This window comes from Vibrio sp. ES.051 (assembly GCF_002563795.1).
In the GTDB taxonomy this organism is placed as follows: Bacteria; Pseudomonadota; Gammaproteobacteria; order Enterobacterales; family Vibrionaceae; genus Vibrio.
Genome location: NZ_PDJL01000003.1, coordinates 938,863 through 960,076, shown reverse-complemented (window position 1 = coordinate 960,076; position 21,214 = coordinate 938,863). Strand labels below are relative to the sequence as shown.

At 46.4% G+C, this 21,214-nt stretch carries 22 protein-coding genes; 7 read left to right on the top strand and 15 right to left on the bottom strand.

What is annotated here, in order from left to right:
* Positions 1–13: 13 nt before the first annotated feature.
* The 15 genes from ATG66_RS05100 to ATG66_RS05030 all read right to left on the bottom strand — a co-directional run bounded on the left by ATG66_RS05100 (position 14) and on the right by ATG66_RS05030 (position 13,267).
* Positions 14–1,117 (bottom strand): flagellar hook-length control protein FliK, encoded by a 1,104-nt coding sequence (locus ATG66_RS05100; protein ID WP_098414268.1) that lies wholly within the window; start codon positions 1,115–1,117, stop codon positions 14–16.
* On the bottom strand, positions 1,114–1,434 hold the full coding sequence (locus ATG66_RS05095) for a LafD (RefSeq protein WP_098414267.1): 321 nt from the start codon (positions 1,432–1,434) through the stop codon (positions 1,114–1,116). The genes ATG66_RS05100 and ATG66_RS05095 overlap by 4 nt, the downstream gene beginning before the upstream one ends.
* Entirely contained in the window at positions 1,418–1,804 is a 387-nt protein-coding gene (fliS, locus tag ATG66_RS05090) for a flagellar export chaperone FliS (RefSeq protein ID WP_098414266.1), read from the bottom strand. Before fliS ends, ATG66_RS05095 begins: the two co-directional genes overlap by 17 nt.
* A gap of 19 nt (positions 1,805–1,823) precedes the next feature.
* Positions 1,824–3,161: a flagellar filament capping protein FliD gene (fliD, locus tag ATG66_RS05085; protein WP_098414265.1), complete on the bottom strand. Its 1,338-nt coding sequence runs from the start codon at positions 3,159–3,161 to the stop codon at positions 1,824–1,826.
* Positions 3,162–3,523: 362 nt separating this feature from the next.
* A complete protein-coding gene (locus ATG66_RS05080) occupies positions 3,524–3,790 on the bottom strand; it encodes a hypothetical protein (RefSeq protein WP_098414264.1) in 267 nt (88 codons plus the stop codon).
* On the bottom strand, positions 3,774–5,096 hold the full coding sequence (locus tag ATG66_RS05075) for a 6-hydroxymethylpterin diphosphokinase MptE-like protein (RefSeq protein ID WP_098414263.1): 1,323 nt from the start codon (positions 5,094–5,096) through the stop codon (positions 3,774–3,776). Before ATG66_RS05075 ends, ATG66_RS05080 begins: the two co-directional genes overlap by 17 nt.
* A 57-nt stretch (positions 5,097–5,153) precedes the next feature.
* Positions 5,154–6,002, bottom strand: coding sequence for a lateral flagellin LafA (gene lafA / locus ATG66_RS05070; protein WP_098414262.1), 849 nt, complete (start codon positions 6,000–6,002; stop codon positions 5,154–5,156).
* A gap of 206 nt (positions 6,003–6,208) precedes the next feature.
* Positions 6,209–7,006 carry an EAL domain-containing protein gene (locus ATG66_RS05065; protein WP_098414261.1) on the bottom strand — a complete coding sequence of 266 codons (798 nt, stop codon included), beginning with the start codon at positions 7,004–7,006 and terminating at the stop codon, positions 6,209–6,211.
* Positions 6,999–9,089, bottom strand: a complete 2,091-nt coding sequence (gene flhA, locus ATG66_RS05060; RefSeq protein ID WP_098414260.1) for a flagellar biosynthesis protein FlhA — start codon at positions 9,087–9,089, stop codon at positions 6,999–7,001. Before flhA ends, ATG66_RS05065 begins: the two co-directional genes overlap by 8 nt.
* Before the next feature lie 31 nt (positions 9,090–9,120).
* A complete protein-coding gene (gene flhB, locus ATG66_RS05055) occupies positions 9,121–10,248 on the bottom strand; it encodes a flagellar biosynthesis protein FlhB (RefSeq protein WP_098414259.1) in 1,128 nt (375 codons plus the stop codon).
* A complete protein-coding gene (gene fliR, locus ATG66_RS05050) occupies positions 10,245–11,021 on the bottom strand; it encodes a flagellar biosynthetic protein FliR (RefSeq protein WP_098414258.1) in 777 nt (258 codons plus the stop codon). Before fliR ends, flhB begins: the two co-directional genes overlap by 4 nt.
* Positions 11,021–11,290: a flagellar biosynthesis protein FliQ gene (fliQ, locus tag ATG66_RS05045; RefSeq protein ID WP_098414257.1), complete on the bottom strand. Its 270-nt coding sequence runs from the start codon at positions 11,288–11,290 to the stop codon at positions 11,021–11,023. Before fliQ ends, fliR begins: the two co-directional genes overlap by 1 nt.
* 13 nt (positions 11,291–11,303) lie before the next feature.
* A complete protein-coding gene (gene fliP, locus ATG66_RS05040) occupies positions 11,304–12,062 on the bottom strand; it encodes a flagellar type III secretion system pore protein FliP (RefSeq protein ID WP_098414256.1) in 759 nt (252 codons plus the stop codon).
* An 18-nt stretch (positions 12,063–12,080) separates the two neighbouring features.
* The gene (gene fliN, locus ATG66_RS05035; RefSeq protein WP_098414255.1) at positions 12,081–12,452 is read right to left on the bottom strand and encodes a flagellar motor switch protein FliN; all 372 of its coding nucleotides are present in this window, start codon (positions 12,450–12,452) and stop codon (positions 12,081–12,083) included.
* Complete coding sequence (locus ATG66_RS05030) at positions 12,452–13,267, bottom strand: FliM/FliN family flagellar motor switch protein (RefSeq protein ID WP_098414254.1); 816 nt, start codon at positions 13,265–13,267, stop codon at positions 12,452–12,454. Before ATG66_RS05030 ends, fliN begins: the two co-directional genes overlap by 1 nt.
* 383 nt (positions 13,268–13,650) lie before the next feature.
* Between ATG66_RS05030 and ATG66_RS05025 the strand changes: the two genes are divergently transcribed.
* Genes ATG66_RS05025 through fliI form a run of 7 tightly spaced genes read left to right on the top strand, consistent with a single transcriptional unit; the run spans position 13,651 to position 21,203 of the window.
* Positions 13,651–14,670: a MotY family protein gene (locus tag ATG66_RS05025; RefSeq protein WP_098414253.1), complete on the top strand. Its 1,020-nt coding sequence runs from the start codon at positions 13,651–13,653 to the stop codon at positions 14,668–14,670.
* Positions 14,670–16,001 carry a sigma-54 interaction domain-containing protein gene (locus tag ATG66_RS05020; protein ID WP_179885592.1) on the top strand — a complete coding sequence of 444 codons (1,332 nt, stop codon included), beginning with the start codon at positions 14,670–14,672 and terminating at the stop codon, positions 15,999–16,001. The genes ATG66_RS05025 and ATG66_RS05020 overlap by 1 nt, the downstream gene beginning before the upstream one ends.
* A gap of 15 nt (positions 16,002–16,016) precedes the next feature.
* Positions 16,017–16,373, top strand: a complete 357-nt coding sequence (gene fliE, locus ATG66_RS05015) for a flagellar hook-basal body complex protein FliE (RefSeq protein WP_098414251.1) — start codon at positions 16,017–16,019, stop codon at positions 16,371–16,373.
* A 3-nt stretch (positions 16,374–16,376) separates the two neighbouring features.
* Positions 16,377–18,122, top strand: a complete 1,746-nt coding sequence (gene fliF / locus ATG66_RS05010) for a flagellar basal-body MS-ring/collar protein FliF (protein WP_098414250.1) — start codon at positions 16,377–16,379, stop codon at positions 18,120–18,122.
* Complete coding sequence (locus ATG66_RS05005) at positions 18,091–19,104, top strand: flagellar motor switch protein FliG (RefSeq protein WP_098414249.1); 1,014 nt, start codon at positions 18,091–18,093, stop codon at positions 19,102–19,104. Before fliF ends, ATG66_RS05005 begins: the two co-directional genes overlap by 32 nt.
* 4 nt (positions 19,105–19,108) lie before the next feature.
* Positions 19,109–19,864: a flagellar assembly protein FliH gene (gene fliH, locus ATG66_RS05000; protein WP_098414248.1), complete on the top strand. Its 756-nt coding sequence runs from the start codon at positions 19,109–19,111 to the stop codon at positions 19,862–19,864.
* Positions 19,857–21,203: a flagellar protein export ATPase FliI gene (gene fliI, locus ATG66_RS04995; RefSeq protein WP_098414247.1), complete on the top strand. Its 1,347-nt coding sequence runs from the start codon at positions 19,857–19,859 to the stop codon at positions 21,201–21,203. The genes fliH and fliI overlap by 8 nt, the downstream gene beginning before the upstream one ends.
* Positions 21,204–21,214 lie beyond the last annotated feature (11 nt).

The following is a 21,214-nucleotide window of genomic DNA, read 5'->3' as shown; positions in this document are numbered from 1 at the left end:
CCTCGACAATTTGCTAGGCTTGAGTGCTCAGCCAGTGTTCTGAATAGTTTGTTGTTTTATTGGATGAAAACGCGCTGGACTCTCGTGCAGCGAAAATAGTGGTATCTTCTTCGTTTGTATGGGGTTGATGACGTTCCTGACCTTGATCTGAGCCTACATTCACATCGACGTGGATGAAGTTTTGCTCTTGTAACTCAGTTCGTAAGCGTTCAGATACTTGCATTAAGGCTTCTCGCGTTGCGGCAGTATTGGCATTGATCTGCACGCTGAGTCGGTCACCCTCCATGCGTACATGCAAATCCAACTTACCTAAGTCAGGTGGGTCGAGACGGATTTTTGCTTCTTGTACGTTTTGTTGAGCTTGGAGAGTGACTCGGTCATGCAAGACCTGCATCATTTGCTCACCCCACTTTCCAGCACTGGTATCCACACGCACAGCGGCCCACTCAGAACCTTGAGTTTGGATATGACTCGTAGCAGAAGCGGGAGTAGGTGCGTGTGCACTTGGAGCCTGTACTTGGAGTGGTGACGCCATCGGTTGATTTTGAGTGGGTTGACTCAGTAAGGCTTGAAAATCAGCACTAGATATCGACAAGCGTGAGCTTGGCGAAGCCGCCGCAAGACCTTGTTGGACTTCTTGTTGCTTTGACGAAGTGTTGAGCAAGACGCTGTTTTGTTCTTGCCTGATAGGTCTGGCTTCGCTACTCACGGTTGAAGACGGTGTTTTGCCGGGTTGTTCGGCCTGTTTTCCCATTAGGGGAAGCATACCTTTGAGCAGATCCTGAGCTTGCGCCGCGAGACTAGGTTCTTCTTGGACTCCCAACGCGCTCGTTAACGCAGCCATGGATTCAGAGCTTGAATGTTCATCTGTATCAATGTCATTCTTTTCTGTTTTTGCTGTCTCTTGCGTCGTTTTTACGTCGGATGCGGATAATGCTGCCGCGGTAAGACGAAAACTGGGCGCAGTTTCAACAGACGTTAACTTAGAGCCAGCTTGCTGGTTGTGTTCTGAAGAATGACGCTGTGAAAAGCCATGCACGGTTCTGGCTTGCGTGACTTTACCTTCGCTGGTAGAAGACGGATTGCCAGACAGTTGCGTTGAATAAGATACCATCATTGGGTCAGATCCATAGTCATTGCCAGTTGGTAAGCCATTGCGCGCTCTTGATGATCGTTCACCATGTCCATCTCACTTTTTAACTCGTTAGTTGACTTTTCCAATGCGGCAAATGCATCAGCATGAACGGCCTTTGCACGTTGAATTTCAGGGGCGAGCTTTGGATCTTGCAAAAAAGGTTTATGGCTGATCAAAAGTTCTCGCAACTGCAAGTCATAGCGTTTAAGAGCATGCCAATCCGCTGTTTTTGCTGCGAATTGGATAAGCTGAGATAAATGACGGAATCGCTCTGGCGATACTTTATGCTTGTTGTCCAAAACTCATCCAACCTTCACGAATGTTACCCATTACACGCTCAACATTGACCAAACGGTCTGCGTCATTTTGCACACTGGCGTAATAAAGTTCGACTTGACAGAAGTCGTAAAGCTGGCGCAAGTTTTCTGCGATTTCGCCACCGTTTTCATCATCTAGCGCACTGGTTAGTCCAATTAAGATGTTCATGCATTTGTTGATCCCATGGCCTTTCTCGGCCAAACGAGTCGCTGCCAGATGGCCGCGAATACGTTCGACTTCGTCGAGTAAGCCATCGATCAACATAATGACCAGTTGGTGAGGGTTTGCTGCTGCTGCTTGAGCATCGAGATCGACTTGCTGATACGAGTCGTAACCTGAGTCCATAAGCATGAGTATTTCTCCTAAAGCCTTAGCCAAACATTGACATGGTTTGGTTCATTTGAGTCATAATTTGGTTCATTTGCGTAAATTGCTTGAGATAGCGGTCGTAAGACATCTCGTACTTACGCTCTAACGTTGCTTGTTTGTCATCGATGCGGTCTAAATTTGATTGCAGAGCGTCTTTACGAGAATTAAATGCACCCGACGAGAATTTCAAAAAGGGTTCGGCCATTGCATCAAGCGAATCGAGTAAGCCGCCATCACCATTAAACATCGCTTCTAAGCCTGTACTGTTATTCTTTTGCGCTTCATTGAATTTTTCTTGGTCAACTTTCATTTTGCCGTTGCGATCTAAGGTCACGCCGACTTCACTGAGGCGCATTCCACCGTGCTCGCCACGAATCAGGTTGGTAAGTTGGCTTTCAATGCTGCGCAGAGTCGGGTCACTGGCTAGTACTCCCCGCGTTTCATCTTCACCGCCAATTTTGGTGTATTTATCGATGGTGGAAACGAGGCTGTTGTATGCCTCGACGAACTTATCCATCTGTTCTTGGGTGGCTTCATTGTCGGCACCAATGTTCAAGCTGATAGGCGCTTCCCCAGAGGTTTGAGCCTTGCTCACGGTAATATCGACACCGTCAATCACCCCTTGGAAGGTGTTGCTGGCGTTAGTGAGTTTTAACCCAGATCCTTCAGCGCCCATCCACATCACCGCATCTTGCGGTGCGGTAATATCAGAGACGTTCACAAATGCGTCTTCAAACCATGTCTGGCCTGTACCTGTAGCGCTGACATTAATGGCATTATCAACCCCGGTTTCCGTGCTCGAGAGCATGAAGTGAGTTTGACCATTGGAACGCACCAAGGTGGCATTTACTCCGGGATTACTGGGGTCGTTATTGATGGCGCTTGCGAGATCGCTCATTGTGGCTTTGCCATCGCCGTCTTTATCTACCGTAGAGAGATCCAGAGTCATGGCTTCACCATTAATAGTGAACTCAAGTGACCCCGTGGTTGGGATCTCAGTTGTTGCATCGAGATCAGCAGGCATGCCTGTAGATACTTGGTGTGCCGTTGCTATTTGCTCGACAAAAATTTGGTAGTTGCCGGTGATGGCTTTGGCGTCAGCATCCGCGGTTAAGTACCCGTCTTGAGAAAGGGTTGCGCTGTTTTTGATGATGCTGCTTGTACTGCTGTTCATCTCGTCTAGCGTGGTACGGAAATCGCGTAAAGCGCTTTCGACTTTACCTAGCGCCGAGAGTTGCGTCTGATATTTATTGGCTTGCCATTCGTTGCGTTGTTGAAATGGTTGTACATCGAACGTAGCGAACTGGGTCGCCATTTGAATTGGATCTAAAGAACTCATGAGGTTGTTCCCTCTCTCATCTCTATTCGGTCTAAATAGCTTAGGTGCTATGCCATGATTGAACAGTACATCGCAAGATGCATACCGTTTATTTGTTTGTTTTAAAAACAGTAACTTAGGTTGGGTTTATCTAAGGGGGAAGGAAGCGGTGATTCCACCCTGTGGTTTCCGCCTTCCCCTAAAACCAAGTCGTGTTTTCCAATTATGAAAGGCGACTGAAAAGCGAAACATATTTAATCGGATTTCAGCCTAGTTTGGTTGATAGAGTGCGGGGGATCGACGGTGGTGGATAGAAAAGAGTGATAAAAAATCCCTGAACTTGGGCTCAGGGATAGCGACCAGATGAGGTTTACAATGCGTGATTAACGATCACTGATAGCTTTGATATGGGGCGCAACTTCATATCTGAGGATATCGGCAAGTGCGGTAAAGTCGTGCAATTCTCGCGCTTGGTTAATTTTAGATACGATATCCAGCAGTAAGGCTCGCTCAGTCGGAACGGCAAATAACTTAGTGAGTAATTTAAGACATCGTCCTAACATCAAATCACCAGTTAGATGGTCGCCGTAATAGTACACATCTGAAGTTTTGATAAAAATGTTATGGGTAGCATTAGTTTCCGTTTCCATACAGTGCCTCCACATTAAAATACTCTGCTCCGACGATTTTTGCGCCGATGCGACTCCAATTATAGAATTGTGTTTGTGGCGCGGCCGCAATCAGGTTTTCTACCCCACTGCCAAACATACGATAGGTCGGTGAGGTTTTGATCATTTCACCATAACCATTTTGAACCTGGGCGGTCATGGTGGCATTATGATCGTCGGCTCGATTTTCACGGCCAGAGTGGATAATTTCCCCCGGAAAGCCAAAATCACAACCAAGCAAAGCAATACGTGTCGCGCCTTGCAGCAGAGTGCAGTGAATCAATGGGTGAATGACTGAACCAAAAGCATATGGACGGTATTTGACTGGTAAGATCTGCGCAAAGCGGTCATACGTATAGTCGCCCAAATGCAGGTAGTATTTTTCCCCGTGCCAGTTTTGGAATACACGTTTTGGCATATGTGCACCAAACACGAGTATGGTGTTTTTGGCCAATTCATAAGGAATGTATTCATCACCAAGGGCAATATCTACTGCAAATACCACATCGGGCTTAATGCCATTTTCGATTAAGCATTTGCACGCTGTCGATGCCGCAATCAATTTTGGTCGGTTGGGCAGTTGATAAACGGACTTCAGCTCATCAATGTGTTGTTGCAATGACGGACCAGCTCCGATACAAATTGCATCATTTACATCGTAACGTAAATATTCGTCCGAAGAGGGAAGGCGTTTTAACAGTGGCGTGTTTTCTTGCTCAACCGCTTTCAGCTTATCATCGCTATGGCGGAAGTTAGAGTTTGCCATGGCAATCATGACGCGGTTTTCCATACGGAAGTAGAGCCACTGATGCGACAGGCGGCTGATCGCACGATCGGCATTAATAATAATGGCACCAGGTAAGCCTAAGCTCGCTAAGTGTACGCCTACTTTAGGATCATCTTCTTTAACTACTACCAGAGAGAAACGAGGGTCGGAAAGCCAAGGTTGCGGCACCAAAGAAAGAACGAGTTTGGCTAGCGATAGATTATAAAGATACAGAGTGACCGATTGAGCATTGTTATCTTGGGAGAGCAAAGCAGGCACATTGCCCATGCCGATGCCCCAAACATGGTAGTGGTCGCTTGCGGTGACACTGCGATACCGGAATGCTTCTTCGGTCGGGTCGTAAGCACTGCAGAGTTGCACACCGTTGACTTTCAGCGTCATCGCTGTTTTTTCTATTATGTCGAAGTGTAGGGCATCAACGTCAGCCTGATTTAATGCTTGAGCAACGTCGGGCCAACGGGCTTCAATCAGTTCGATATGTTGTTGGTATATAGGTGTCATAATCAATTAAAGCAAAAAAACCCCACCATAAAGGCGGGGTTAGTATTAAGTGGGGGATTAACGCAATAGAGACATTGCCATACCAGGTAGTTGGTTCGTTTGAGAAAGAACCGTTGTGCCAGCTTGCATCAGCATTTGGTTTTTCGTCATGTTTGACGATTCAACCGCGAAGTCCGCATCCATGATACGACCTTTCGCAGCAGAGGTATTTTCTACCATGTTACCTAGGTTGGTCATGGTGTGTTCTAGGCGGTTAATGTTCGCACCGAATTCTGCACGAGCCGTGCCCAGCGTTTCTAGCACACCACCAGCACTGGTGGCGAGTGCAGCAAGTGCAGTTGATGCACCACCAGCAGTAGAGATGTTCGCTAGAGCTCCAACAGCTGTAGAGATAGCATTTAGCTGTGTTTTTGCGTTTACAGCAAGTTTCTCTGCGCCAGTCGCGCCAATCTGGTATACAACAGATGATGTACCGAATGCACCAGCATCTGATAGCAACTTCTGACCGCCGAAAGAGGTGTTGCTCATGATATTGGTTAGTTCTGCACTTAGCTGCTGAAATTCTGCGTCCATTGCTGCACGCTCGTCTGCACCGTTAGAGCCGTTCAACGATTGCGTTGCGAGGTCAGTCATGCGGTGGGTGATGTTGGTCATCTCGTCCATCGCGCCTTCAGCGGTTTGCATCATTGAGATGCCGTCTTGTGCGTTACGCATTGCAACGTTCATACCGCGCGTTTGAGACTCAAGACGAGTCGCAATTTGTAGGCCCGCAGCATCGTCTGCTGCTGAGTTGATGCGGTAACCCGTGCTTAGACGCTCCATGGCCGTGTTTAGAAGGTTGCTTGTACCGTTTAGTGTGTTTTGCGTTACAAGCGATGCGTAGTTAGTGTGCATTGATAAAGCCATCTTAATCTCCTTAAGTAGTCATTATTCTGTCAGTTCGAGGGATATTCCCCAGTCACTAACTACAGGCGGTCGGTCGGGAGCAAGGATTAATTTGAAACTGAAAAAATTCTTAAAAAAATTAAAAAGCATTATGGTTTGGTGATGTGCATTCCAAAAAAAAAGCACGAATAATTCGTGCTTACATTGGTTTGGATATTGAGGTGGCGCTATTCCTCGTCAAAAGATTGAAAAGAGAGAGAGGTCGGGATATCACTGAAGTAGCCGAAGTAATAACTGGCGCCCAGCAAACGATAACTATTGAGTTCTGTTTGGCTGGCTACTCGTCCTGCGACCCAAGGATACTTGTACTTGCGTAAAAATTTGGCAATGGGGAGAAAGGTCTGTCGATCTTCTTTGTTTTCGAGTGTGACCGACAACTTGATCATATTAGGGGCAAACTCAGCAATGCGTTCGAAATGCACTTGAGCGGTAGCGACTTCGAACCAAAGTGAGTACGCATTTTCTTTCAGTTTTTCTACCAACGTGGCCACTTTGTCATGCAAGCATAGGGTTTCGTCTGCTTGCAAAGAGGGAATCACATGTTGAAAAGCAGCCGAATGAAACTGAATGATTTGCTCAAGAAAGTAAGCGCCTGGATCCCAAAGTAGCGTATTAATCTGTATCGGTACAACGACATTGCTGATCAAATCCGGATGGAAAATTTCTAACTGAAACTGCGTTTGTCGTAATGAAAGATACATACTGAACAAGTCCAAGCAGTATTGCATTTGTTCAGACAGTTCGAATTGATAAAGGCTTTGTTCACCACGTAGGCCAAAACGTAAAGTGAGGTGTTGGAATTCCACCTCACCTGACTGAGCATCACGGATGGCTTGGCAAGCGTGTTGAATATCGTTGTGTTTTAAAGCGTCAAACACTAATTGATCGTCATCCATGACGATATGCTGCTCTGCGAGTTCAACGATATACGTATGCATTGCATGCGTTGAGATTAGATTAGCCAAGGTTTCCTACCACATTGATTTGTTTATTTTCTGGGATTTCATTGTAAGACAATACCGCCAACCCTTGCGTAAATGTGCGAGCGTAACGTGCCAGTAGTGGACGCAGTTGCGGCATCACTAACAAAATTGGTGGTAGGCCTTGCTGCTTAAGTTGTTGCCTAATCAATGGCAAGTTTTGTTGGAACTGGCCAAGAATGTTTGGTTCGATTGGGAAGCTATCCAGCACAACCGTACCTGAAGTTTGCGCTTGTTGCAGTGATGTTAGTAGCATTTGCTCTAGTTCATCAGAGAGAGCGTAAACATTCAGCTCATTCTTTTGTCCGGCAATTAAATTAACGAGAGTACGTTTGAGTGCGCAGCGAACATCCGCCGCCAATAGAATGGGATCTTTGGTATGCTCCGCGGATTCCAGCATTGTATTGGCGATAGTTCGGATATCTTTGAGCGGCACTTGGTCTAGTAAAAGCTGGCGATATACTTTGAGCTGCTGTGCAGGGTTTAGGGCTGCTGCTAAGGCTTCGGCAAGTTTTGGTGCTTGCTGTGTTAAACGCTGCGTCATGGCTTCAACGTCGTCATGAGTGAACAGTTCGGCAAGATTGGTTTTCATGATCTTACTAATATGGGTTGCGATCACCGTACCATCGTCAACCACTTGATAGCCCATGTTTAAGGCTTTGGCTTTATCTTGGTGTTCAATCCAAACGGCGGGTAAATGATAAGCAGGATCACTACCAAGAATACCATCGATCTCGCCGTAGGTTTCACCGACGGCAATAGCCATTAACCGCTCTGGTTCAATAAAGCCTTGTTCGGTCACTTCGCCATTGAGAGAAATCGTATACTGATTTGGCTTTAGGCTTAGGTTGTCGCGAATGCGCACTTCTGGCAGCAAAAAACCAACTTGCTCAGACAAGTTCCGGCGTACACCACGAATGCGTTGTGATAGAGGGGCGCCTTGTTCTTTATTGACTAGATGCACGAGGCGATAGCCAAGAGCAAGAGACAAGGTTTGAACGTGAGGAATGTCATCCCATGTCAGTGGTGCATCGTCATCCTGCATGGCTTGCGACAGCGCTTCCACTTCCTCGATTTGAGAATCTTGTACCGGTTGCTTGGTTTGACGCCAACCCGCGAAGGCTAACGCACTGGCAAATGCGAAAAAGGCCAAATGTGGCATGCCTGGCACCATGCCAATCACCACCATAATTCCTGCAACCGTAAATAGCGTCGCTGGTGTGGCCAGTAATTGCTTCTGTATGGTCTCTGACATGCCATTTTCGCTGTCATTAATGCGCGTGACAATAATAGCAGCAGCTGTGGCTAAGAGTAGCGATGGAATCTGAGCAACCAAGCCATCACCGATAGTGAGTAGCGCATAGGTTTTAAATGCTTCAGAAGCGGCGAGACCATGTTCGAAGACACCAATGCTGATACCACCAATGATGTTGATAAACAGAATCAACAAGCCTGCGATAGCATCACCACGAACAAACTTCGAAGCACCATCCATAGACCCATGGAAATCGGCTTCGTTGGCGACTTCTTTACGACGTAATCTAGACGTCTCTTGATCGATAAGACCCGCATTTAAGTCGGCGTCGATTGCCATCTGTTTCCCAGGCAGTGCATCCAAGGTGAAGCGAGCAGACACTTCAGAGATACGTTCACCACCTTTGGTGATCACCACAAAGTTAATGATCATTAAGATGATAAACACCACCATACCGACAACGTAGTTGCCGCCGATCACGACCTCACCAAAGGCTTGAATCACTTTACCCGCGGCGTCACTGCCGTTGTGACCTTCCAGTAATACAATTCGTGTTGATGCGACGTTCAGCGTTAAGCGCAGTAAGGTCGCCACTAATAAAATGGTCGGGAAAACAGAAAAGTCGAGTGGTCGTTTTGCGGTCGTACTGACCAGCAATACCAAAATCGCCAATACGATATTAAAGGTAAACAACGCATCCAATAGCAGAGGAGGCAAGGGCAGAATCACCATCGCCAAAATCATTAGCAATACAATTGGAATGCCAATGTAGCCTTTGGATGAGGTTCGAAGTTGTTTTAACCGGTTAAGCATACTTTCGTGTCCTTGGATAAACGCGGGTTAATCAGTGCTGTAAATGTGTTGGAATTGAAAAATGAGGCAACGATGTTGGCTCTTTTCCATCCCCTTTACGGAAGGCTTTTAATTGCAAAACGTAAGTAAGAATATGCGCTACGGCGATGTAAAGTTGGCTGGGGATCGCTTGCTCAATCGCCGTAGTGTGATAAATCGATCGCGTCAGTGGTGGCGAATTGATGATCTCAACTTTATTTTCGCGGGCGATACGCTGAATGTGCATGGCGGTTTCGTCTACGCCTTTCGCTACCACAAATGGTGCATCAGACAGCGAGGGTTCGTACTTTAATGCCACAGCGTAGTGCGTTGGGTTAGTAATAATCACGTCAGCCGTTGGCACCATCTTGTCGATTTTACGACGTGAAAACTGTTGTTGTATTTGGCGAATGCGTTGTTTTACTTCTGGGCGGCCTTCGTTGTTCTTGAATTCTTCCTTTAACTCTTGCTTTGTCATGCGAAGCTCTTTGAGGTGCTCCCAGCGTTGGTAAGGAATATCAATCACACCAAATAGCAACAGTGCGAAGCCCATTAATAAAAGCCCTTCAAACAAAATCGACATCACGATAGAGAAGCCTTGGCTTAGTGGCAGTTTTTGCATGCCAAGCAAATGCTGTAGGTTACTATTGAGATAGCCGTATAAAATGCCAAAGATTACAGCAACCTTGAGTGTGGATTTTAATAATTCGACCACCGAACGAGTGGAAAAAATGCGTTTGATGCCACTCATAGGGTCGATTTTGCTGAGTTTTGGCATGACATTGGCTGGGCGGAACATCCAACCACCTAATAATAGGCTGCTGCCAACCGTCGTGATGATGATCACCGTAAATAATGGCAAGAGCATGTCGATGATCATCGCTAAACTCTGTCCGAGCTGCTCTATCATTTTTATTGGGTTATCTAAGTCCGCCCTAGTGAGCATCATGTTGTAACGAAAAATGCCGGACATGCTTTCCCAAAGGCTACTCAGCTGAGTATAAAAATAGACCGCGACGGCGAGAAATATAACCGCAGTCGTAAACTCTTTTGCACGAGGTATTTGGCCTTCCTGACGGGCTTTTTTGACTTTCTGGGACGAGGCGTCTTCGGTTTTTTCCTGCGAGGATTGATCGCTCATGCGCCCCCCAACATGAAGTTGTTTAAGTGCCTGATTGTGTCGTGAACAAGTGCCGTGTAACGACTCGGAACACCAGACACCGAAATTAATACGCTGAATAGGCCGAGCAGCATCGTCATTGGGAAACCTAACGCATACACGTTAAGTGACGGCGCGGCGCGGTTCATTACGCCAAAGCTGATATTAGCAAGTAGCATCGAAACGATAGCGGGTAATGCAAGTGCTAACGCAGAGGCAAACATCCAACCAAAAATATTGACGATCCCTTGCAGAGAAAGTGATGTGATGCCTGAACCTACTGGCCAAACGACAAAGCTTTGAATCAAGATATCGATCACCAGTAAATGCCCTTCAAGTGCGAGGAACAGTAAGGTGGAAAAGATAAGAAAGATACGCCCTAAAATAGCCACCGAAAGTCCGTTAATAGGATCGTTCATCATCGCCATGCCCAGTCCCATTTGGAGAGAAACGATCTGGCCAAGCATGGTGAATACGTTAAACAGCATGTGTAAAATCAGGCCAAACATTACCCCCCAAATCGCTTGTTCAAAGGCAAGGTATAGAGAAGTCATAGAGAACAGTTCGACTTGCGGCATTGACGGCATGAGTGGCGCCGTTATCACGACGATAGAGAGTGCCAGCAAGGTACGAATCCAAACGGGAATTATCGCATCACCAAAGAACGGCATCGAAAGAAAGACCGCGCCGACACGAAAAAACGGCCACCATAGTTGACCGAGTATCACCGAGAGTTCTGCAAATGTGATGGCCATTAGCCGATCATCCCCGGTATGTTATGGAATAAGAAGTCAAACAAGTCCATCATTTTGCGGATCATCCAGTGACCAGCAAAAATCACCATTAACAGCGTCACGAGTAAGCGCGGTAAGAAGCTGAGTGTTTGCTCGTTGATTTGTGTGGCCGCCTGAAAGACGGCGATACACAAGCCAACGATTAAGCCGGGCACGACCAGTACCGCGACCATTAAAATGATCAGCCATACCGCATCGGAAAATAATGAGACGGTTAATTCAGGTGTCATAGCATGCTCCTATTTAACCGAAACTGGCAGATAGGGTGCCAACCGTCATTGCCCAGCCATCAACGAGTACAAATATCACTAATTTAAAGGGCAGGGAGACAATCAGAGGCGAGAGCATCATCATACCCATTGCCATCAAAACACTCGCAACGACTAAATCGATGACTAAGAATGGGATGAACAACATAAAGCCGATCTGAAACGCTGTTTTAAGCTCACTGATCACAAACGCAGGCAGAACCACCGCAAATGAAATGTCTTCGACGTTTTGATCGAGCGGCTCATTAGCGATGCGCAGCATCTGTTCCAGTGAGCTTTGATGAGTTTGTGCCAGCATGAATTCTCTTACTGGTTTCTCTGCAACAGAAAATGCCTGCACTAACGTAATTTCACCACTGTCATAAGGCTGAAACGCATTCTCATGGATGTCGCTCCAAACCGGTCGCATGATCAGCAAGGTCAATGCCAGCGCAATGCCTACCAATATTCGGTTGGGTGGACTTTGCTGTAGACCAAGCGCCTGGCGCAGAATCGCGAGGACAATGATAATCCGAGTAAAGCTCGTCGCCATTAAAATGAATGCTGGAAGAAAACTGAGCGCGGTCATCAGCAACAGAATTTGCAGTTTAACGCTGTATTCTTGCTGTGTGTCGCCATCAGAAACGGACAAGATCGTTAAGCCGTTGTCTGCTGCCATCGTCGGAAAAGCAAACAAAAGCGACACCAATACTAAAAGAGGTAACCAGCGATACCAAGCGCTCAGGTTTTTCATTGTAATGCCTACCAAAGATTATCGACCAACGCCGCTTAATGCGGAATCATTCACATCAATCAAGCGAAGGCCATATTTGTCATTGATGACCACGACCTCAGCGTGGCCCATCAGTGAGCCGTTCACTTTTACATCTAAAGGCTCACCATTGAGCTTATCGAGTTCGATAACCGTGCCTTCGCCCGCTTTCATTAAATCACCGAGGGGAATTTCTTTACTGGCCACTTCTAGTGTGACGGTCACAGGAATGCTTTTGAAAAAACTCAAATCACGCTCTGCAGCAACAGGTTCTGGTTGAAACGTGTGTTCGGTCTCAAAGTCCTCTAGTTGAAAGTCGTCAAAGTTCAACTCATCTGCGTCAAATGCTTTAGTTTCTGGCGCTTCGCTCATTACTGCGATTCCTTATCCGGGTTAAATATCATAACAAGTTGGCCATCTTGCTCTGCAATTCGGCCAGTAAATAGAGACTGGTTACCAATGCTTACTGGAACCGTATTAAGCAGCTCAATAGGCAAAATGTCGTCGGGTTTTAAACCCATAACGTCGCTCAAGGCCATTTTCTTTTTGCTGAGAACTATATTCAGTCGAACTGGGGTCGACTCTAAAGAGCGACAGAATGGTTGATACAAATCAGTATCGGGTTGCAGTTCAAGCTGCTCGATCAGCGTTTGAATGAGGCGGCTATCAAGCTTGAGTTGGATAGTGCCTTGATGATCATCACACGTGATGTTTAGCTTCACGTTAAGGCCGATACCTCGAGGTGCTTCATATTCACCCATTTGCCACATGCGATCAGGCGCAAGCCAGCCAATGATGATGCGGCTGATTCGCTCTTGTAAGCGCAGATCGCTCGCGGTCAGCGTCGTCACAGAGCGCTCTGTGCTGGCTGCGTAAAAGCGATCAGCGAGCTTTATTAGCATGTGGGGCTCACCATGAATAAAGACCATCCCACCTTCTTGGTGTTGATGGGTAGAGGTTAGGTCTCTATCGAGCTGTGTCGGGTTAAAGCGGTGCAAATCTACAGAGGTTAAGTTAGCTTCCACTTTACTTGTTTTGAACCAATTTTGTAATTCTATCGTAAGGCTAGAACAAGACTCCGCAATCAAACTCTCGAGTTTTTCGCGAATGATATGAATAGGCTTTCCTAATAATTCAACGTCAAGTAGTTGAAGATCAGAAATAGGCTCGCTAACTCTACTTTCCATTTATATTTTACCGTGCGTTAACAATCGAAACTGTTTGAACTTAATAGCTGCGTAGTCTACACGGAATATTTAATGATATTTTAGTTTAAAGCTTTCAGATTGTGACTTTAGTTCATATGTTGCCAATGTGATTACATACGAAGCTTTTAATAAAAATTAAAAAGAGTTAATTTTGCTTAAAATTTGCTGAACAAATAAAAATAACACTAGCGCTTTCTGCCGTTATTCGCCGATTGGAACTCCTTTCAAGGCATAGTGGTCATTTTCATATATAAAAATATAAATATTGTTGCTTTGCTGTTAAAAAGTTGCCATTTGGACCTATGGTCTACTTTTGCGGGCGCTTTTTAACCAATTTTAATATTTCAGAATAGGTAATTAGTATGATTAGCTGTGCCAGTCGTCAGGGTTTATTGGCATATTTAATTAAACTGAGTAAGTCATGGAAATGTAAGTTATACACTCCTTGGAAAGGTTTAATCATTTATAAAATATTCTTCTTCGTCAGTTTACTTTTTCCTAATTTTGGATTTTCTGGTGAAATTGTAACCATCCCTATGGATATTTCACAATGGAAATACAAAGGAACAAAATTAGAGTGCAACTTATTGCAGATGAACTCTTCTTATGGGAAGTTTTATTTCCGATCGGAAGTGAGAGGGGAAATTCGTTTTATTTCCGATATTCAGTATGAAAGTAACAAATGGCACACTATTATTTTACTAAGCCAAAATGCGCCTTGGCATCGTGAGGCTTCTAAACAACTCCTAACGTCTCTGAACGTTACCAAACCATCTCATCGGTTTGTCTTTAGTAAAGGCGCTGAAGCTTTGTTCGAGTCTGTTTCTACAGGTAAATGGGTGACATTGTCACTTGGTGAAGGTAGCGCTTCCATTTTATCGGAGATCGTCATTCCCACTCTTCAAATAGAAGGCGCGCTAAAGTCATTTAACGCTTGTCGACAGCGTTTACCTGAGCTGACGTTTGCGCAAGCAAGAGACCTTGTGCTTTTGTTTGGGTTTGGGCAGAAAGAATTGAGCCACACACAACAGGAAACGCTCGCCGCACTTCATAGTTATGTTTCGGTTGATGAACGTATCACCAAAATCCTCATCGATAGTCACACTGATAATGTAGGCGCTAGTTTAGCGAACCTTTCCGTGTCACGGCAGCGAGCAGAGAAAGTTGCACAAGCATTGAAAGAGCTTGGGGTTGATAAATCGATGCTTGAAGTGAGAGCTCATGGTTCGCGTTATCCCATCACAAGCAATGCATCAGCGAGAGGCCAAGCAAAAAATCGACGTGTGACGTTACGTCTTGTTAGAGATAACGAGCGCACTAAGACGAAAAACGCCATGTATGTACAACAGCAAACCCAACAAATGAAAGTTAAGGTTCAATAATGATGAAAACGAATATTTTGTTGATTGAGCCAAATGAGGCCCTAGCTCAACCAGTATTAGATGTGTTGCAACATGCAGGCTATACAGTGACACACACTCGTACTGGCCGAGGTGCATTACTTCAAGAGCGCGCCGAGATCACCTTAGTCAGTTCCACCTTGCCTGACATGTGTGTCCGTGAGTTTGTTGCTTGTCATCAAAAGCAGCGCCATTCTGGTGTGGTTATCGCGATCGTCGATCAAGAGCAAGGAATTTTGGCGGCCGAGACGATGAAGTCTGGAGCGACAGATTACCTTTTGCGCCCATTTGAAGCCAATCAGCTGGTCAATTTACTGATGCGCGTTGAAGCGTTGAGTAAGCCAATGGCCAATATCGTTGCTAACTCTTGGCGCAGCAAACAGTTGCTGCAATTGGCACATCGCGCGGCTTGTACGAATGCCAGCGTTTTAATTACCGGTGAGTCGGGGACAGGGAAAGAAGTACTGGCGCGATATGTGCATGAGCACTCTCCTCGTTTAAATGGGCCATTTGTAGCGGTTAACTGCGCTGCTATCCCAGAGTCGATGTTAGAAGCGGTCTTGTTTGGTCATGTAAAAGGGGCCTTTACAGGAGCGATGAACTCACAAAGTGGTAAGTTTGAAGAGGCGAATGGCGGGACCATTCTGCTGGATGAAATTGGAGAAATGTCACCCGCAGTTCAAGCGAAGTTGTTGCGAGTGCTGCAAGAGCGAGAAGTCGAGCGCGTAGGCAGTCACAAAACCATTCAACTGGATATTCGTGTGATCGCCGCGACGAATAAAGATCTCCGTGAAGAGGTTCGTAAAGGGACGTTCCGTGAGGATCTTTACTACCGATTAGATGTGCTACCGCTGCATTGGGCCCCACTTCGTGAGAGACAAGAAGACATTTTACCGATCAGTCAATTTTTTATTGAGAAGTATCAAGAGGGCAGTCGTTGCCAATTATCTCAAGATGCGATCAGTGCGTTGAGCCAATATCATTGGCCGGGCAATATTCGCGAATTGGAAAATGTCATTCAACGTGCTTTGGTCATGCGTCATGGTGATTACATCACGGCGCAAGATCTGATGCTCCCTATTGATGTTGTGACGCCTGTTTCATCCGCAGAGCCAACATCAAGCTTTGGCCATGTGGAAGCGAAGAAGCAGGCTGAATACCAATTTATTTTGGACAAGTTACGTCAGTTTGGTGGAAACCGAACAAAAACAGCGAATGCGTTAGGAGTCTCAACTCGAGCGCTACGTTATAAGCTCGCTGCAATGCGAGAACATGGTATTGATTTACAGTCGGCACTAGGCTCGGCTGCCTAATAGGAGAAAGAATAGATGGCAAGTCAACCTACTCATGCGGTCTCGGCAGAGCAACTCATGTTGTCAAAAATGCAGGCGATGCAGACGCAAGTACAGTCGCCGGATTTTATCGTGAGTGCAAACCCTTTAGATCAACAATCACTCAACGCACCGCTATCATTTTCTCAAGCGATGACAAATGTACTGGACTCGGTGAATCAACATCAATCGGTTGCTAGCCAAAAAGTAACGGCGGTAGAAACAGGGAAAAGTGATGATCTCGTTGGTGCAATGGTCGCAAGCCAAAAAGCCAGTTTGTCTTTTAGTGCTTTGATGCAAGTGCGCAACAAAGTAGTGAGCTCTTTTGAAGATATTATGAAAATGCCGGTGTAATTGATGTCAGAACTAACCCCTCAAGTTGCTAGAAATACGGCCATGGCCACCGGCTCAACCCCGGCATTTTCTAAATCGAATGGCATGGATGATGTTACTAATAAGCTGAAACAAGTCTGGTCTAGTAGTCAGCGAAATCTGGTTTTATCCGCAGTATTAGCCGCCATCGTTGCGGCGATTATTGTTGTTGCACTCTGGAGTTCTTCACAAAGCTTTCGCCCGTTATACAGCCAACAAGAACGTTTTGATATTGGCGAAATCGTGTCGGTATTGGAAAGTGAAGGCGTGAATTACCGCATGCAAGAGCAAAACGGGCAAGTCCTCGTGCCTGAAGGCGAAGTCGCTAAATTGCGCATGTTGTTGGCGTCTAAGGGAGTCAAAGCCAAGCTACCAACGGGGTTGGATTCACTAAAAGAAGACAGTTCTCTAGGTACGAGCCAATTCATGGAAACGGCGCGCTATCGTCATGGTCTAGAGGGTGAGTTAGTACGCACGATCATGTCTTTAAACGCAGTAGTGAATGCACGTGTTCACTTAGCGATACCTCGTCAAACTTTATTTGTACGCCAAAATAGTGAAAACCCATCAGCTTCTGTCATGTTAGAAATAAAACCTGGCGAGGATCTGAAACCAGAGCAAGTCGAAGCCATCATCAACTTGGTGGTTGGTAGTGTCACGGCGATGAAGCCAGAATTTGTTTCCGTTATCGACCAATATGGTCGTTTGCTAAGTGCTGATATAGCCTCTGCAGAAACCGGCAAAGTGAACGCTAAATATTTGGAGTATCAGAAGAACGTTGAGAAGCAGATCATTCAGCGCGCATCGGACATGCTGACACCCATCGTGGGCCCGAGTAACTTTCGAGTGCAAGTCGCGGCCGATATGGATTTCAGCCAAGTTGAAGAAACTCAAGAGATTGTCGATAACGCGCCGGTTGTTCGTAACGAACATACGATTCATAACAACTCGGTCGATCAAATTGCTCTCGGTGTGCCTGGTTCATTAAGTAACCAACCTCCGGTAACAGGAGAAGCGGAGACAGAGGACAGCCAAAATACCAATGCGCGTTCAGAAGTGAATCGTCAATACGCGGTAGGCAGCAGTGTTCGTCGTACTCAATATCAACAAGGTCAAATTAAGAAAATGAGCGTGTCGGTATTGTTGAACTCGAAAGCATCTCCTGATGGTGAGGTTTGGAGTGAAGCAGATAAAGCTCAGATCTCAACCATGATTATGGACGCCGTCGGGATTTCAGCAGAACGTGGTGATAGTTTGAGCTTATTGAGCTTCAACTTTACCCCGATTGAGATTGATGCGCCGCCGGCACTGCCTTGGTGGCAAGACCCAACCGTACAGCAGCCATTACGTTACGTGATTGGTGGCATGTTGGGCTTGGCGATGATTTTCTTCGTCCTTCGTCCATTAATCATGCATCTCACTGGCGCCGACAAACCAAAACCAGAACTCGATTTTTCAGAGCCACAAGACGAGACAGATTACGAAAATCTACAAACTCGCGAAGAACGTGAGCACGAAGAAGGTCTTGACCGTCGTTTATCAGAAAAAGGCATTGCAGCTTCTTCTGGTTTAGATGTTAACAGCGATATGTTGCCACCAGCGGGCTCGCCATTAGAGATTCAATTGAAACATCTACAGCTTATTGCCAACGAAGAGCCAGAGCGCGTAGCCGAAATACTGAAACAATGGGTAAACATCAATGAACACAGTTCCGTCAAAGCAGACGCTTAGTTATGTAGAACAAACTGCGCTCGTGCTATTAGGCATGGGCGAAGATGCCGCCGCAAAGGTTTTACAGCACTTTAGCCGTGATGAAACCCAGCGGGTGACTCGAGCAATGGCCAAGATGAATGGCATTAAGAGTGATTCTGCTCGTGGCGTTATTCAAACTTTCTTTGAAGATTTCCGAGAGCACAGTGGCATTCGTGGTGCATCGAAAGAGTACTTGTCTAATACGTTACGTAAAGCATTAGGTAATGACTTAGCAAAAGGGCTGCTAAATACCCTGTATGGCGATGAAATTCGCAACAACATGCAGCGTTTACAGTGGGTGGATGCTGAAATACTGGCCCGTTTCATCGTGAATGAACACCCGCAAATGCAAGCTATTTTCCTCGCATACTTGCCAGCGGATAGTTCTTCGGCGGTCTTAAAGAACCTTCCGCAAGATTATCATGATGAAATTTTGTTCCGTATTGCGCAGTTACAAGATATTGACCATCAGGTCGCCACGGATCTACATGACCTAGTAGAGCGTTGTATTGAGAAAGTCTCTGCAAGTCAAAGCACGCCACTGTCGGGGGTTAAACAAGCCGCTGACATTATTAACTGCTTTGAAGGCGATCGTGGTGCGTTAATGGAAATGCTGAAATTGCATGATGAAGATATTGTTAACGCGATTGAAGAAAACATGTTCGACTTCATGGTGCTTGGCCGCCAGCGTGAAGAAACCATGGACATACTCGTGCAACAAGTTCCGCTTGAGCTTTGGGCTATCGCGCTCAAAGGTTCGGATATTACGTTGCAGCAAGCGGTTAAGCGTTCAATGCCACAACGTATGGTGAAAGCATTGGAAGACGATATGGAAGCTCGAGGCGGTATTGCTCTAAGCCGTGTGCAAAAAGCGCGTCAAGAGGCCATGCAAATGGTCCGTGAATTGGATGAGTCCGGTGATATTCAGTTGCTGCTCTACGAAGAGCCAACGGTGGAGTAACGTCATGTCAGAGACAAAATCAAGCATCATGCGGCTGCCGCCGAGTGGGTATCGATTACATCGATTTCCACCGCTGGCGAAACCGACGGAAATAGATAACGAGTTTGGTTCGGATAATCAGGGCAGACAAGAGCCTCAAGTTGATATTCAACAGCAACTTGAGGCGGGCTTTCAACAAGGGTTACAACAAGGCCATGAAGAAGGCTTACGCCAAGGTATCGAGCAGGGCAAGCAGCAAGGCTTGTTAGATGGTCAGAAAGAAGGCTTCCAGAAAGGCTTTGTGTCTGGTGAGCAGTCAGGAAAGCAAAACTTCTTAGAAGCGGCGAAACCTGTGAACGAGCTTTTTCATGCACTGTCTCGTTGGCAAGATGAAAAAGAGCAACAGCAACGTCATATGATTTGCGAATTGGTACAAAAGGTGGCCCAGCAGGTGGTTCGTGCTGAGTTAACCTTGATGCCGCAACAGATCCTCGCTTTGGTCGATGAAACCTTGTCCGCGATGCCAGGTAAAGCAGAAACGGTCACGGTGCATTTGAATCCGCAAGATTTAGAGCGGATCACTCAAGTCAATGCGGATCTGCCGCAGTCATGGAAACTGGTCGCGAATGCTCAGTTGCCGATTGGCGGCTGTCAATTGGTGACGGATGATGCAGAGGCGGACGCCAGTTGTGATTCACGCTTAGAGGCGTGCATGGATAACGTCAAACAGCATCTTTTGGATGAAGTGAGTATTGCGCAGGTTGAGCCAGAGCATGAGTAATACCCTTAGCCATGATCTATTAAATGAGCGATTAAGCGATGCACTGGCGTCGCTTGATTCCATCCCCATCGCTCGAGTGACGGGGCGCTTGATAAAAGTGAACGGCTTGATGCTGCAAGCCGTCGGCTGCCGTTTTAAGCTCGAACAACGATGTCTGGTGGAAACGGCAGAAGGCGATATGATCGAGGCTCAAGTTGTGGGCTTTGATCATACCATTGCGTACCTTATGCCTATTCGCCGTTTAGGCGGGTTATTTGCTGGTGCAAAGGTGATTCCTCTGGATGGCGACAGCACCGTGCAGCTGAGTACTCAGTGGTTAGGCCGTGTGCTGAATGGTTTAGGTGAACCCTTGGATGATGGTGCGCCGCTAAAAGGGGGAGACCGTGTTTCACTGGAACCCAAACCGATTAACCCTCTGAGGCGTCGTCCCGTCGATACACCACTCAACGTAGGCGTACGCGCAATTAATGGCTTACTTACGGTTGGTAAAGGTCAGCGGATTGGTTTAATGGCAGGCAGTGGTGTCGGTAAAAGTGTCCTGATGGGCATGATCACTAAGAACACTGAAGCAGACGTGATTGTGGTTGGTCTTATTGGTGAGCGCGGTCGAGAAGTGCGTGAATTTGTTGAGCGTAACCTAACCCCCGAAGCACGCCAAAAAGCCATCATTATCGCAGCCCCCGCAGACGAATCGCCACTGATGCGCTTAAGAGCAACATTGCTTTGCCACCGAGTGTCAGAGTATTTTCGCGATCAAGGAAAAGATGTCTTGTTACTGATGGATTCGTTAACACGGTATGCAATGGCACAACGCGAAATTGCTCTCTCCATGGGTGAGCCTCCTGCTTCTCGTGGTTATCCGCCATCCGTATTCAGTGTGCTCCCTCAGCTTTTAGAGCGTGCAGGTAATAGTGAAAATGAACACGGCAGCTTAACGGCAATTTACACGGTTTTGGCTGAAGGCGATGATCAACAAGATCCGGTTGTCGATTCGGCACGTGCGATTCTGGATGGGCATGTCGTTTTATCTCGTCAATTAGCCGAGCAAGGGCATTACCCAGCGATTGACATTAACGCGTCGATAAGTCGTTGTATGAGTACGTGTGCGGAGGAAGCACACAGCACGATTGCGAATAACTTTCGCCAGATATATTCCAACTATCTGCAGGTAAAAGAATTGCTGCCTCTAGGAGGCTATCAGCCAGGGCAAGATCCTGAGTTAGACCAAGCGGTTGCAATGTATCCGAACTTACGTGCGTACCTGCAACAAGCAGCGAATGAATCGGTGGATTACCCAACCAGTTTAACTGAGTTGGCGCAGTTATTTAAAAGTGCATAATCAAATGGGTG

Bases quoted from the DNA above. Each gene is read 5' to 3' on its own strand.
- ATG66_RS05100 (WP_098414268.1), bottom strand. From the start codon at position 1,117: ATGATGGTATCTTATTCAACGCAACTGTCTGGCAATCCGTCTTCTACC.
- fliS (WP_098414266.1), bottom strand. From the start codon at position 1,804: ATGCTTATGGACTCAGGTTACGACTCGTATCAGCAAGTCGATCTCGAT.
- fliD (WP_098414265.1), bottom strand. From the start codon at position 3,161: ATGAGTTCTTTAGATCCAATTCAAATGGCGACCCAGTTCGCTACGTTC.
- ATG66_RS05080 (WP_098414264.1), bottom strand. From the start codon at position 3,790: ATGGAAACGGAAACTAATGCTACCCATAACATTTTTATCAAAACTTCA.
- ATG66_RS05075 (WP_098414263.1), bottom strand. From the start codon at position 5,096: ATGACACCTATATACCAACAACATATCGAACTGATTGAAGCCCGTTGG.
- lafA (WP_098414262.1), bottom strand. From the start codon at position 6,002: ATGGCTTTATCAATGCACACTAACTACGCATCGCTTGTAACGCAAAAC.
- flhA (WP_098414260.1), bottom strand. From the start codon at position 9,089: ATGCTTAACCGGTTAAAACAACTTCGAACCTCATCCAAAGGCTACATT.
- flhB (WP_098414259.1), bottom strand. From the start codon at position 10,248: ATGAGCGATCAATCCTCGCAGGAAAAAACCGAAGACGCCTCGTCCCAG.
- fliR (WP_098414258.1), bottom strand. From the start codon at position 11,021: ATGGCCATCACATTTGCAGAACTCTCGGTGATACTCGGTCAACTATGG.
- fliQ (WP_098414257.1), bottom strand. From the start codon at position 11,290: ATGACACCTGAATTAACCGTCTCATTATTTTCCGATGCGGTATGGCTG.
- fliP (WP_098414256.1), bottom strand. From the start codon at position 12,062: ATGAAAAACCTGAGCGCTTGGTATCGCTGGTTACCTCTTTTAGTATTG.
- fliN (WP_098414255.1), bottom strand. From the start codon at position 12,452: ATGAGCGAAGCGCCAGAAACTAAAGCATTTGACGCAGATGAGTTGAAC.
- ATG66_RS05030 (WP_098414254.1), bottom strand. From the start codon at position 13,267: ATGGAAAGTAGAGTTAGCGAGCCTATTTCTGATCTTCAACTACTTGAC.
- ATG66_RS05025 (WP_098414253.1), top strand. From the start codon at position 13,651: ATGATTAGCTGTGCCAGTCGTCAGGGTTTATTGGCATATTTAATTAAA.
- ATG66_RS05020 (WP_179885592.1), top strand. From the start codon at position 14,670: ATGATGAAAACGAATATTTTGTTGATTGAGCCAAATGAGGCCCTAGCT.
- fliE (WP_098414251.1), top strand. From the start codon at position 16,017: ATGGCAAGTCAACCTACTCATGCGGTCTCGGCAGAGCAACTCATGTTG.
- fliF (WP_098414250.1), top strand. From the start codon at position 16,377: ATGTCAGAACTAACCCCTCAAGTTGCTAGAAATACGGCCATGGCCACC.
- ATG66_RS05005 (WP_098414249.1), top strand. From the start codon at position 18,091: ATGAACACAGTTCCGTCAAAGCAGACGCTTAGTTATGTAGAACAAACT.
- fliH (WP_098414248.1), top strand. From the start codon at position 19,109: ATGTCAGAGACAAAATCAAGCATCATGCGGCTGCCGCCGAGTGGGTAT.
- fliI (WP_098414247.1), top strand. From the start codon at position 19,857: ATGAGTAATACCCTTAGCCATGATCTATTAAATGAGCGATTAAGCGAT.